At 74.5% G+C, this 11,825-nt stretch carries 16 protein-coding genes; 10 read left to right on the plus strand and 6 right to left on the minus strand.

What is annotated here, in order from left to right:
* Positions 1-38 precede the first annotated feature (38 nt).
* Positions 39-968, minus strand: coding sequence for an LON peptidase substrate-binding domain-containing protein (locus Q1A09_RS13510; RefSeq protein ID WP_299955732.1), 930 nt, complete (start codon positions 966-968; stop codon positions 39-41).
* Positions 969-1,050: 82 nt separating this feature from the next.
* Between Q1A09_RS13510 and hisD the strand changes: the two genes are divergently transcribed.
* From hisD to hisH, 7 genes are all read left to right on the plus strand, one after another.
* Positions 1,051-2,355, plus strand: coding sequence for a histidinol dehydrogenase (gene hisD / locus Q1A09_RS13515; protein WP_299955734.1), 1,305 nt, complete (start codon positions 1,051-1,053; stop codon positions 2,353-2,355).
* Complete coding sequence (locus tag Q1A09_RS13520; RefSeq protein ID WP_299955735.1) at positions 2,352-3,458, plus strand: histidinol-phosphate transaminase; 1,107 nt, start codon at positions 2,352-2,354, stop codon at positions 3,456-3,458. Before hisD ends, Q1A09_RS13520 begins: the two co-directional genes overlap by 4 nt.
* A gap of 4 nt (positions 3,459-3,462) precedes the next feature.
* Positions 3,463-4,059, plus strand: coding sequence for an imidazoleglycerol-phosphate dehydratase HisB (hisB, locus tag Q1A09_RS13525; RefSeq protein ID WP_299955737.1), 597 nt, complete (start codon positions 3,463-3,465; stop codon positions 4,057-4,059).
* Complete coding sequence (locus tag Q1A09_RS13530) at positions 4,056-4,235, plus strand: hypothetical protein (RefSeq protein ID WP_299955739.1); 180 nt, start codon at positions 4,056-4,058, stop codon at positions 4,233-4,235. Before hisB ends, Q1A09_RS13530 begins: the two co-directional genes overlap by 4 nt.
* A gap of 96 nt (positions 4,236-4,331) precedes the next feature.
* On the plus strand, positions 4,332-4,787 hold the full coding sequence (locus Q1A09_RS13535) for a GNAT family N-acetyltransferase (protein ID WP_299955741.1): 456 nt from the start codon (positions 4,332-4,334) through the stop codon (positions 4,785-4,787).
* Positions 4,784-5,377, plus strand: coding sequence for a nucleotidyltransferase family protein (locus Q1A09_RS13540; protein WP_299955743.1), 594 nt, complete (start codon positions 4,784-4,786; stop codon positions 5,375-5,377). Before Q1A09_RS13535 ends, Q1A09_RS13540 begins: the two co-directional genes overlap by 4 nt.
* Positions 5,378-5,394: 17 nt before the next feature.
* The gene (gene hisH, locus Q1A09_RS13545; protein ID WP_299955745.1) at positions 5,395-6,033 is read left to right on the plus strand and encodes an imidazole glycerol phosphate synthase subunit HisH; all 639 of its coding nucleotides are present in this window, start codon (positions 5,395-5,397) and stop codon (positions 6,031-6,033) included.
* Positions 6,034-6,043: 10 nt separating this feature from the next.
* On the opposite strand, the gene Q1A09_RS13550 is transcribed toward hisH, so the two are convergent.
* Genes Q1A09_RS13550 through Q1A09_RS13560 form a run of 3 tightly spaced genes read right to left on the minus strand, consistent with a single transcriptional unit; the run spans position 6,044 to position 8,185 of the window.
* Positions 6,044-6,748, minus strand: coding sequence for a class I SAM-dependent methyltransferase (locus tag Q1A09_RS13550; RefSeq protein ID WP_299955747.1), 705 nt, complete (start codon positions 6,746-6,748; stop codon positions 6,044-6,046).
* A 47-nt stretch (positions 6,749-6,795) separates the two neighbouring features.
* Complete coding sequence (locus Q1A09_RS13555) at positions 6,796-7,569, minus strand: SDR family NAD(P)-dependent oxidoreductase (protein ID WP_299955749.1); 774 nt, start codon at positions 7,567-7,569, stop codon at positions 6,796-6,798.
* Positions 7,570-7,585: 16 nt separating this feature from the next.
* Positions 7,586-8,185 carry a nitroreductase family protein gene (locus Q1A09_RS13560; protein WP_299955751.1) on the minus strand — a complete coding sequence of 200 codons (600 nt, stop codon included), beginning with the start codon at positions 8,183-8,185 and terminating at the stop codon, positions 7,586-7,588.
* 60 nt (positions 8,186-8,245) lie between these two features.
* Here Q1A09_RS13560 and priA point away from each other — a divergent pair, with 60 nt between their 5' ends.
* Genes priA through hisF form a run of 3 tightly spaced genes read left to right on the plus strand, consistent with a single transcriptional unit; the run spans position 8,246 to position 10,157 of the window.
* Positions 8,246-8,980 carry a bifunctional 1-(5-phosphoribosyl)-5-((5-phosphoribosylamino)methylideneamino)imidazole-4-carboxamide isomerase/phosphoribosylanthranilate isomerase PriA gene (gene priA / locus Q1A09_RS13565; RefSeq protein WP_299955753.1) on the plus strand — a complete coding sequence of 245 codons (735 nt, stop codon included), beginning with the start codon at positions 8,246-8,248 and terminating at the stop codon, positions 8,978-8,980.
* Positions 8,977-9,366, plus strand: coding sequence for a RidA family protein (locus tag Q1A09_RS13570; RefSeq protein ID WP_299955755.1), 390 nt, complete (start codon positions 8,977-8,979; stop codon positions 9,364-9,366). The genes priA and Q1A09_RS13570 overlap by 4 nt, the downstream gene beginning before the upstream one ends.
* Positions 9,363-10,157 (plus strand): imidazole glycerol phosphate synthase subunit HisF, encoded by a 795-nt coding sequence (gene hisF / locus Q1A09_RS13575; RefSeq protein WP_299955757.1) that lies wholly within the window; start codon positions 9,363-9,365, stop codon positions 10,155-10,157. Before Q1A09_RS13570 ends, hisF begins: the two co-directional genes overlap by 4 nt.
* 138 nt (positions 10,158-10,295) lie before the next feature.
* Here hisF and Q1A09_RS13580 read toward each other — a convergent pair whose 3' ends face one another.
* Both Q1A09_RS13580 and Q1A09_RS13585 read right to left on the minus strand, forming a co-directional pair.
* Positions 10,296-11,024, minus strand: coding sequence for a bifunctional 2-polyprenyl-6-hydroxyphenol methylase/3-demethylubiquinol 3-O-methyltransferase UbiG (locus tag Q1A09_RS13580; RefSeq protein WP_299955759.1), 729 nt, complete (start codon positions 11,022-11,024; stop codon positions 10,296-10,298).
* Between the two features lie 58 nt (positions 11,025-11,082).
* Complete coding sequence (locus Q1A09_RS13585) at positions 11,083-11,712, minus strand: TIGR03085 family metal-binding protein (protein WP_299955760.1); 630 nt, start codon at positions 11,710-11,712, stop codon at positions 11,083-11,085.
* Positions 11,713-11,825: the final 113 nt, after the last annotated feature.

The raw sequence follows: 11,825 nt of genomic DNA on the forward strand, positions 1-11,825 counted from the left end.
CCCGAGCGTGCGAGGGGTGAGGAGGACGGGGTCCTTCTTCAGTTGGCGGTCATCGGGGTGGCGAACTGGCGCAGCGGCACGGGCACCGCGCCCAGCGTGCGCAGCAGGGTGAGCTCGCGGCGCAGCAGCCGGGACTCCAGCGTCAGCCGGCGGCGGGTGGCCGACTCGGCGAGCAGCGCCTGCCGGTCCTCGGTCGTGAGCAACGCGGCCGAGGCGACCAGGTAGGACAGCCCGCGCGCGTCGTCGCTGACCTCCCGCAGCAGGGCGGCGGTGGCGCTGAGCTCGGCCGGGGTGCCGTCGTCCTCGGGGAGCAGCTCGCCGGGGGTGAGCGCCTCCAGCACCTCGTCGGAGAGCCCGTCGGGGTCCCCGCCCTGGCGGACGGCGACGTCGGCGACGTAGCGGGCGAAGAGGTCCCGGACGTTGCCGGCCAGCACCTCCAGTGACCCGCGGGCCACCTCGCTGACCACCTCCTCGGGCACGATGCCCGCCGCGGACTCCGGTCCGACCAGACCGTCCGCGTTGCCGGCGGCCTCCTCGGCGGCCTCCTCCTCGTCCAGCCACTCGACGACGGCCTGCAGGTACGGCGGCTCGGCGCCGTCGGCGTCCTGCCCGCCGTCGGGCGGCACGATCACGTCCAGCAGCCGGAACCGGTCGCTGCCCACCGCGACCAGCCGGTAGCCGCCGTCGCTCTGCGGCGCGATGACCCGCACGACCGCGGTGCAGCCCACGTCGTAGAGCGCCTCGGCCGGGGCGACCCGCTCGACCTCCCAGCCCTGCCGGATGGCGACCACGCCGAAGCGCCGCTGGGCGCCCTCGGGCCGGGCGGTGAGGTCGACGACCAGCCGGCGGTAGCGGGGCTCGAAGATCTGCAGCGGCAGGACCACACCGGGGAACAGCGGGGTCTCCAGCGGGAACAGCGGGATGACCTCGCGCCCGCTCGCGCCCGCCCCTGCGCCTGGCTCAGCCACGCGGCGAGCCTACGGGCAGCAGGGCCGCTGCACCGGAGCGTCTACGGTTGGGTGTTCTCCCGCTCGTACCCGGAGGTGCTCCGTGCTGTCCCGCATCGACCTGCGTGGGTCCGCTCTGCCCGGGCCGCGTGAGCTCGCCCAGCTGCTGCCCCGCGCCGGCACCGACATCGACTCGGTGCTGTCCGTCGTCCGCCCGATCTGCGAGGACGTGCGGCTGCGCGGCGCCGAGGCGGTCCGCGAGATCACCGCCCGGCTCGACGGCGTCGACGTCCCGCACCTGGCGGTGCCGCAGGCCGCGCTGGACGAGGCGCTGGCCACGGTCGACCCCGCGGTCCGCGCCGCCCTGGTCGAGGCGATCGCCCGGGTGCGCAAGGTGCACGCCGACCAGCGCCGCACCGACGTCACCACCGACGTCGTCCCCGGCGGCATGGTCACCGAGCGCTGGGTGCCGGTGCGCCGGGTCGGCCTGTACGTGCCCGGCGGGCTCGCCCCGCTGCTGAGCTCGGTGGTGATGAACGTCGTGCCGGCGCAGCTGGCCGGCGTCGAGTCGATCGCGGTGGCGAGCCCGCCGCAGCGGGACAACGGCGGGCTGCCCGACCCCGGCGTCCTGGCCGCCTGCGCCCTGCTCGGCGTGACCGAGGTCTACGCCGTCGGCGGCGCGCAGGCGATCGCCGTCTTCGGCTACGGCGCCGGGCCCTGCCAGCCGGTCGACATGGTCACCGGGCCGGGCAACGTCTACACGACCGCGGCCAAGCGGCTGCTGCGCGGGCTGATCGGGATCGACTCCGAGGCCGGGCCGACCGAGGTCGCCGTGCTGGCCGACGACACCGCCGACGCCGGGCACGTGGCCGCCGACCTGATCAGCCAGGCCGAGCACGACCCGCTGGCCGGTGCGGTGCTGGTGACCACCAGCGAGCAGCTCGCCGACGACGTGGTCGACCTGCTGCCCGGGCTGGTCGCGGCCACCAAGCACACCGAGCGGATCACCACCGCGCTGGGCGGCAGCCAGTCCGGCATCGTGCTGGTCGAGGACCTGGAGACCGGCCTGGCCGTGGTCGACGCCTACGCCGCCGAGCACCTGGAGATCCAGACGCGGGACGCTCGCGAGGTGGCGATGCGGGTGCGCAACGCCGGTGCGGTCTTCGTCGGCCCGTGGGCGCCGGTCTCCCTGGGCGACTACTGCGCCGGCTCCAACCACGTGCTGCCCACCGGTGGCTGCGCGCGGCACTCCAGCGGGCTGAGCGTGCAGTCGTTCCTGCGCGGCATCCACCTGATCGAGTACGACGAGCAGGCGCTGGCCGACGTCGCCGGACACATCGACGCGCTCGCGGGTGCGGAGGACCTCCCCGCCCACGCGGCCGCCGTCCGGGCCCGGCAGCGTCGATGACCGGTCTCGAGGAGCTGCCGCTGCGCCCGGAGCTGCGGGGGAAGTCCGCCTACGGGGCACCGCAGCTCACGGTCGCGCACCAGCTCAACACCAACGAGAACCCCCACCCGCTGCCCGCGGGGCTGCTGGCCGACCTGGGCACCGCCCTGGCCGAGGCCTCGCGAGGGCTCAACCGGTACCCCGACCGCAACGCCGAGGCGTTGCGCACCGACCTGGCCAGGTACCTGACCCGCACCAGCGGCGAGCAGGTCGGCGTCGACCAGGTGTGGGCGGCCAACGGCTCCAACGAGGTGATCCAGCAGCTGCTCCAGGCGTTCGCCGGTGCGGGCCGTACGGCACTGGGCTTCACGCCTTCCTACTCGATGTACCCGGTCTACTGCACGGGCACCAACACCGCCTGGGTCGAGGGGCACCGCCGTCCGGACTTCACCCTGGACGTCGACGCCGCGGTCGCCCAGGTGCGCGAGGTGCGCCCCGACGTCGTCTTCGTGACCAGCCCGAACAACCCGACCGGTACCGCGGTCGACCTCGAGACGATCGCCGCGCTGTACGAGGCGACCACCGGCGTGCTGGTGGTGGACGAGGCCTACACCGAGTTCGCCCGCACCGGCACCGTGTCGGCGCTGTCGCTGTTGCCCGGGCGGCCGCGGCTGGTCGTCAGCCGGACGATGAGCAAGGCCTTCGGCATGGCCGGGCTGCGGCTGGGCTACCTGGCCGCCGACCCGGCGGTGGTCGAGGCCGTGCAACTGGTGCGGCTGCCGTACCACCTCAGCTCGCTCACCCAGGCCGCCGCGCGGGCCGCGCTGGCGCACACCGACGAGCTGCTGGCCACCGTCGAGGCGGTCAAGGCCGAGCGGGACCGGATCGTGGCCGCGCTCCCGGCGATGGGGCTGACCAGCGTGCCCAGCGACGCGAACTTCGTGCTGTTCGGGCACCTCGCCGACTCGGCGGCCGCCTGGCAGGCGCTGCTGGACCGCGGCGTCCTGGTGCGCGACGTCGGGCTGCCCGGCTGGCTGCGGGTCACCGCCGGCACCACCGAGGAGACCGACGCCTTCCTCACCGCCCTGGGTGAGGTGGCCCCGGCCCACCGCCTGGGAGACTGAGCGCATGAACCGCACTGCACGCGTCGAGCGGGCGACCAAGGAGACCACGCTCGTCGTCGAGCTCGACCTGGACGGCACGGGCGTGGCCGACGTCGCCACCGGGGTCGGCTTCTACGACCACATGCTCACCGCGCTGTCCAAGCACAGCGGGATCGACCTGACCGTGCGCGCCGACGGCGACCTGCACATCGACGCCCACCACACCGTCGAGGACGTCGCCATCGCCCTGGGGCAGGCGTTCGCCGAGGCGATGGGCGACAAGCGCGGCATCACCCGGTACGGCGACGCCACCATCCCGATGGACGAGGTGCTGGTGCAGGCCGCCGTCGACCTGTCGGGGCGCCCGTACTTCGTGCACGCCGAGCCCGAGAACATGACGCCGATGATCGGGCCGGACTACCCGACGTCGCTGACCAAGCACGTGCTGGAGTCCTTCGCGTTCAACGCGAGGATTAGCCTGCACGTGCGGGTGCTCTACGCCGGCCGCGACGCCCACCACATCGTGGAGGGGCAGTTCAAGGCGCTGGCCCGGGCGCTGCGCACCGCCGTCGCGCTGGACCCGCGGGTGACCGACGTGCCGTCCACGAAGGGCGCTCTGTGACCTTCGGGGTCGCGCTGCTGATCGTCGGCGGCTTCCTGCTCGGCGGTGCCTTCAGCATCTTCAAGGCCGACTCCGACGCCAAGGGCCGCACCAGCGGGCAGCTGGTCTTCGCCAGCACCCTCCTGGTGGCGGCCCTGCTGGCCACCGCCAGCGGCATCCTCTACCTGGTGGGCTGAACGCCGGTCCTCCCCGCGGTGCGGGGAGGGGGCCGGTGCTCCGCCGAGTCGGGCGCGGACTCCCGGACTGTCGGCGTCGTGCGGCAGGCTGCGCGCATGGACCTCCGTCTCGCCCTGGTCACGCCCGAGAACGTCGTCGAGGCCTGTCGTCTGGAGGTCCGACCGGAGCAGCAGGGCGTGGTCGCGCCGGTCGCGGTGTCCCTCGCCGAGGCCTACGCCAGCCCACGGATCGCGTGGCCGCGGGTGGTCACCGACGGCGACGGCGGGCCGGTCGTGGGGTTCGTGATGGGCGGCTTCGACCCGGACAACGAGGTCCCGGCGTTCCGCTGCGGCATCTGGCGGCTCACCGTGGCGGCGGCCGCGCAGGGTGCCGGCGTCGGCCGGTTCGCTGTCCAGGCGGTCGCCGAGGAGGCCCGCCGTCGTGGCAATGACCGGCTGACGGTGCTCTGGGTCCGGCACGACAACGGGCCGGAGGGGTTCTACCGGCACCTGGGCTTCCGTCCGACGGGGGAGCTGTTCGGTCAGGTGCTCGGCGAGCTGGCGCTGCGGTGACCGAGGACGAGCAGCGTTTCCTCGACCTGGTCCTCGCCAACCCGACGGTCGCCGCGGTGCTGGAGCGGGCGCCGTCCCTGGGGGTGTCGGACTGGTGGCTCACGGCCGGGGTGCTGTTCCAGTCGGTCTGGAACGGGCTCACCGGGCGCGCCCCGGGGGAGGGCGTCCGGGACGCCGACCTCTTCTACTTCGACGCCGACACCTCCTGGGACGCCGAGGACGCCGTCCTCCGCCGCGGTGCGGAGCTGTTCGCCGACCTGCCGGTGCCGGTGGAGATCCGCAACGAGGCACGGGTGCACCTCTGGTACGCCGACCGGTTCGGCGTACCCGCGCCCGCGCCGTTCCGCGACTGCCGGGACGCGATCGACGCTTTCGCGGCGGTCTGCTGCTGCGTCGGCGTGACGGCCGACGCCGGTGGGCTGCGCGTCTACGCCCCGCACGGCTACGGCGACCTCTTCGACATGGTGGTGCGGACCAACGGCGGCCCGGCGCCGCGCGACGTCTACGAGGGCAAGGCCGCCCGCTGGCGCCACGAGTGGCCACAGCTCACAGTCCTGCCCTGGGAACACTCCGGGCCCCCGCGCGGCTGATGGGTAGCGTGGCAGCTGTGAAGAAGGTCGTCGTCCTGGACTACGGATCGGGCAACCTGCGGTCGGCGGAGCGTGCGCTGACCCGGGTCGGCGCCGACGTCACCGTGACCGCCGACCCGCAGGCGGCGCTGGACGCCGACGGCCTCGTCGTCCCCGGGGTGGGCGCCTACGCCGCCTGCATGGACGGCCTCCGGGCGGTCGACGGGCCGAAGGTGATCGGCCGCCGGCTGGCCGGCGGGCGTCCGGTGCTGGGCATCTGCGTGGGCATGCAGATCCTGTTCGAGCGCGGCGTCGAGCACGGCCAGGACACCGAGGGGTGCGGTGAGTGGCCCGGGGTGGTCGAGCAGCTGCAGGCGCCGGTGCTGCCGCACATGGGCTGGAACACCGTGCAGCCGCCGGAGGGCTCGACGCTGTTCGCCGGCCTGACCGACCAGCGCTTCTACTTCGTGCACTCCTACGGCGTGCGTGAGTTCCCGCTGGCCGAGGTCGGCGTGACCGGGCGGCTGACGCCGCCGTCGGTCACCTGGGCCGAGCACGGTGACCGGTTCGTCGCCGGAGTGGAGAACGGACCGCTGTCGGCCACCCAGTTCCACCCGGAGAAGAGTGGCGACGCCGGCGCCCAGCTGCTCACCAACTGGCTCGACACCCTGGACTGACGGGCCTCGATCAGGGCAGGGCGAGCAGTCGGAGAGCGAGGAACCCAGGGCGCCTGCTGAGCTCCGCGTGCTCGGCGGGCCACTTCCGGCGCATGCTCTCGGGCGGGCGCGGCTCGACGAGCCGCTGGATGACGAATCCCGCGTCCGTCGCCGCGGCGCAGAAGTCGGACAGCGGTTCGCGCCAGAAGCGCACCTCCTGGTCACCCGAGGCGAACGCCCACGTGTCGGTCTCCAGCGCACGGTCGAAGTAGGAGCCGCCCTTGCGGAGCCAGTCGGTGGTCGGGTGCTGCGTGGAGACGACGGCGGCCCCGCCGGGGCGCAGCACCCGGTGCAGCTCGGTGAAGGCAGCCTGCCGATCCTCGACGTAGTGGATGGCGAGCGCGCACACCACCAGGTCGACGGCGTCGTCCGGGTAGGGGAGCGGCTGGTCCAGCCGGGCCAGGTCGATCCGGGCCCGGTTCCCGACCCGTGCCCGGGCCAACTCGACCATCGCCGCGCTGGCGTCGAACCCGATGACCTCGGCGCCGCGCGCCAGCAGCGCCTCCGCGTACAGGCCGGGACCACACCCGGCGTCCAGCACCCGCCGGCCCGCGACGTCCCCGAGCAGGTCGAGCACCGCCGGCCGGTCGTAGTGCGCGTTGTAGGCGTTGTCCTCGGCGTGGGCGCGGAACTCGTCGGCCACCCGGTCGTAGAAGCGCCACAGCTCGTCGGCCACCCGGCGACCGTAGCCAGGAACCGGACCCCGGGGCGGTGATCGCGCCCTCAGCTGCGCAGGTAGGACGCCCCGTTGACGTCGATGATCGTGCCGGTGGAGAACCGGGCCCCCGGCGAGGCGAGCCAGAGCACCGCTGAGGCGACCTCCTCCGGCCGGGCCACCCGACCGTAGGGCGACTGCGCGCGGACGGCGTCCCCACCCGGTCCGTCGAGCACCTCGCGGGCCATCTCGGTCTGCACGAAGCCCGGGGCGACCGTGCCGACCGAGATGCCGTGCGGGGCCAGGGCGAGGGCCATGGACTGGCCGAAGGCGTTCAGCCCGGCCTTCGAGGCGCCGTAGGCAGGGGTGTTCGGCTCTCCGCGGAAGGCGCCACGACTGGAGACGTTGACCACTGCGCCACCGCCGGCGGCGATCAGGTGCGGCAGCGCGCGGAAGGTGGCGTTGGCCGGGCCGAGCAGGTTCACCGCCAGGGTGCGCTCCCAGGTCTGCTGCCACTGCGCGTAGTCGACCTCCAGCGGCGGGTGGGCGGTGAAGACCGCGGCGTTGTTGACCAGCACCTGCAAGCCGCCCAGTGCCTCGGCGGCCTCATCGACGGCGCGGCCGATCGCCTCGGCGTCGGCGACGTCGGCGGTGACCACGGTGTGGCCCTCGCCGGGCAGCTCGTCGCGGACCGCCTCGGCCTGCTCCCGGGAGGTGTTGGCGTGCACCGCCACCCGGTCGCCCTGCGCGGCGAAGGCCAGTGCGATGGCCCGGCCGATGCCGCGGGAGGCGCCGGTCACCAGGACGGCGCGGGAGGTCGTCGACTGCTCGTTCGAGGTCACGGGGGGAGTCAACCAGTCACCAGGTGCCCCGGTGCACGACCTCGTCCAGCCCCCGCCGGCCACGCTTGAGGGAGGGCGACCGCCTGTCCTCGGCGCCGGGGTAACCGACCGAGACGCAGCCGATCGGGGTGTAGGCCGCCGGCACGCCGAACGCATCGCGGAAGCCGTCGATCCGCTCGGGTGGCACGCCGAAGAAGCAGGCCCCCAGGCCCTCGTCGACCGCGGTGAGCAGCATGAGCAGCGACGCCATCCCGGCGTCGACGTCCCAGTAGGGCACCGGCCAGCGGGCCTCGTCCCGGTCGGTCCAGCCCTTGTCCGGCTCGGCGTACCGCTCCAGGTAGGCGGCCTTGTGCGAGAGCGGCACGATCAGCAGTGGTGCCCGGCGCATCCGGCTCAGCCAGCCGTCGGGGGCGCCGCCGTCGGTGGTCGCGGCCCAGAACCGGTCGCGCTCCTCCGGCGTCTCCAGCACCAGGAACGCCCAGCCCTGGCTGAACCCGGCCGAGGGTGCCCGGATCGCGTGCTCCAGCAACCGCTCGCGGACCTCGGCCGGCACCGGCCGGTCGGGGTCATAGTCGCGGACCATGCGGCGGCGGCGGACGGCGTCCCGGAACTCCATGCCGCCACCCTGCCGCAGCGGTCCGACAGGACCGTCAGTGGCGTTCCCTAGGCTGGACCCGTGCCGAAGCTGGAGCTGCTCCCCGCCGTCGACGTCGCCGACGGCCTCGCCGTCCGTCTGGTCCAGGGGGAGGCCGGCAGCGAGACCTCCTACGGCGACCCGCTCGAGGCCGCGATGGCCTGGCAGCGGGACGGCGCCGAGTGGGTCCACCTGGTCGACCTCGACGCCGCCTTCGGCCGCGGTTCCAACCGCGAGCTGCTGGCCCGTGTGGTGGGCGCCCTGGACGTCGACGTGGAGCTCTCCGGCGGCATCCGGGACGACGAGTCGCTGGCCGCCGCGCTGTCCACCGGCTGCAAGCGGGTGAACCTGGGCACCGCCGCGCTCGAGTCGCCGGAGTGGTGCGCGCGGGCCATCGCCGAGCACGGCGACCGGATCGCCGTCGGCCTGGACGTGCGCGGCACCCGGCTGGCCGCCCGCGGCTGGACCAAGGAGGGCGGCGAGCTGTACGAGACCCTCGCCCGGCTGGACGACGAGGGCTGCGCCCGGTACGTGGTCACCGACATCACCAAGGACGGCACGCTGCGCGGCCCGAACCTGGAGCTGCTGCGCGAGGTCTGCGCCGCCACCCCGCGCCCGGTGGTGGCCTCCGGCGGCGTCAGCTCGCTGGAGGACATCCGCGCCCTGGCCGGGCTGACCGGCATCGGCGTCGAGGGTGCGATCGTCGGCAAAGCGCTCTACGCCGGCCAGTTCACCCTCCCCGAGGCGCTGGCGCTGACCGCCGAGGTGGCCGGATGAGCGCCGTCCGGCTCGGCTCTGGGGCGCCCTGGGAGACGGTCGTCGGCTACAGCCGGGTCGTCGCAGCCGGCGACTCGGCGTGGGTGAGCGGCACGACGGCCACGGTCGACGGTGCGGTTGTGCACCCTGGTGATGCGGCGGCCCAGACGCGGGTGGCGCTGACCGGCGTCCAGCGTGCGCTGGCCGACGCCGGCTTCGCCCTCGGCGACGTGGTCCGCACCCGCGTGTACGTCACCGACATCAGCGAGTGGGAGACGGTCGGGCGGGTGCACGGGGAGTTCTTCGGCGACGTGCGGCCGGCCACCTCGATGGTGCAGGTGGCCGCGCTGATCGACCCGGCGATGCTGGTCGAGGTCGAGGCGGACGCCGTGCGGGGTGCGGCATGAGCCTGGCCGTGCGGGTGATCCCGTGCCTGGACGTCGACGCCGGCCGGGTGGTCAAGGGCGTGAACTTCGTCGACCTGGTGGACGCCGGCGACCCGGTGGAGATGGCCCGGGTCTACGACGCCGAAGGCGCCGACGAGCTCACCTTCCTGGACATCACCGCGTCCTCCGGCAGCCGGGAGACCACCTACGACGTCGTCCGGCGCACCGCGGAGAGCGTGTTCATCCCGCTCACCGTCGGTGGGGGCGTGCGCAGCGTCGCCGACGTCGACAAGCTGCTGCGGGCCGGCGCGGACAAGGTCGCGGTGAACACCGCGGCGGTCGACCGTCCCGAGCTGATCGCCGAGATCGCCGACCGGTTCGGCAACCAGGTGCTGGTGCTCAGCCTGGACGCCCGCCGGGTGCGCGACGGGGCGCGCACCGACTCCGGCTTCGAGATCACCACGCACGGCGGACGCCGCGGCACCGGCCGGGACGCCGTCGAGTGGGTGGTGCAGGCCGCCGAGCTGGGCGTGGGCGAGGTGCTGCTCAACTCCATGGACGCCGACGGCACCCGGGCCGGCTTCGACACCGAGCTGATCTCCGCGGTCCGCCGCGAGGTCACCGTCCCGCTGATCGCCAGCGGGGGAGCGGGCGCGGTCGACCACTTCCCGCCGGCGGTCGCGGCCGGCGCGGACGCGGTGCTCGCCGCCAGCGTCTTCCACTTCGGCCAGCTGCGGGTCGGCGACGTGAAGGCCGGGCTCGACGCCGCCGGCGTGCCCATCCGGCACGAGGCCGACCGCCCGCTCGCCTGAGCCAGGGGCGGCTCTCGCCGCCTCGGTGGTGGGCTGCGCCGTCTCGTCTGGCCGCCCGCCGGGACATCAGTGCCGCTCGGGCCGTTGCGGTCCGTTGGAGGCGGGGTGTCCGTCGTGAGCCAGCCGTGCCGGGAGCGGTCAGTCCGGGCGGTGGGCGATGACGACGAGCTCGCGGCCCGGCCGGTCAGGGGCGTCCCGGACGTCGTCGACGACCAGCCCGGCCGCAGTCACCGACCCCACCAACTCGGCACGGGTGCGGAAGCGGAGCGTGGAGTCCGACGTCAGCACGGCGCCGTCGCTGCCGAAGACGAAGGTCCACCGGAAGGAGACCAGGTCGCCCCGCACCGCCAGCACCTCCACCCACGTCTCGACCGGGCCGATGCCAGGCACGACCGCCGAGGTGTACGACCGTTCCCGGTCCCACTCCTCCCACGCCCGCCGAGCCGGGTCCCGACTCTCGAACGCCAGCCGGCCGCCCGGCCGGAGGGCGTGGCGGGCCGCGTGCAGCGTCGCCGTCCACTCGGCGTCGGTGCCGAAGACCTGCGCCACGTTCGCGGTCATGGTCACCAGGTCGACGGCGAGTGGCGGCAGCGTGGAGACGTCGCCGACCACCCACTCGACCAGCTCGGCAGCCGGCTTCCGCCGCGCTACCGCGATCGACGCCGCAGCCGGGTCGAGCGCCGTGACCGCCACACCGCGGTCGGCGAGCAGGCAGGCGAAGGTGCCCGTGCCGCACCCGATGTCGAGTACGGCTCGCGCCCCGACCTCGTCGACCAGCGCCGCGTACGGCTCGAGGTCGGAACGGTCGGGGTCCAACGGGTCGTACACCTCGGCGAGTCGCGGGTCGGCGAAGATCGGGTCCACCACGCGGCGACCGTAGGCGCCCCCGCGCCGGCTGCCCAGCCGGTTTCCCGGCGTCGCCGGATCAGTCGACGACGAGGTCCACGCAGGCGACGTCGCGGCGGCCGCTCACCCAGAGCAGCACCTCCAGCGGGGCACCGACCACCGTGGTCGTCGGCTCGCCGTCGTGCAGTCGCCGCTCGCTGCCGGCTGCGCCGTCCGGCACGTCGCTGCGCCGCACCAGCAGGCCACCGGCCGGCCGGGAGGACGCCCGGCCGCGGGCCAGGAAGGGCACCGTCCGCCACAGCTGGTCCTGCACGGCGCGCGGCAGGTCCCGCGGCGCCCAGCCCGGCTGTGCCCGCCGGACGTCCTCGTGGTGGATGACGAACTCGGCGGTGTTGGCCAGCCGGTCCACGGCCGGCCAGGCGGTCGGGACCCAGGAGGGCGGACCGGACCGGACGCCGGCCACCAGCTGCTCGAAGGGCGCCCGGCTGCGTGCGTGGGTGTGCACCCGCTCGGTCCACCGGGTGAAGGGGCCACCCAGTGCGTAGCCCGGCATGGCGTCCGGACGCCGGTCGCGGACCACCAGGTGGGCGGCGATGTCCTGCGTCGTCCACCCCGCGCAGCAGGTGGGCTGGTCGGGCCCGAGCTGGTCGAGCAGATCAGCCAGCGCGGCTCGCTCCGACTGCGACACGGGCACGGCAGAGGTCGGCACGCACCGAGGCTATGCCAGCCGCGGCTCCCGGGGGCAGGCAGCAGAAGCCCACACCGCGCGGCACCGATCCGCCGAGCGGCCATGTTCGCCGACATGTCCGCTCGGGGCGTCGG

It is taken from the genome of uncultured Modestobacter sp. (genome assembly GCF_947486615.1).
In the GTDB taxonomy this organism is placed as follows: domain Bacteria; phylum Actinomycetota; class Actinomycetes; order Mycobacteriales; family Geodermatophilaceae; genus Modestobacter.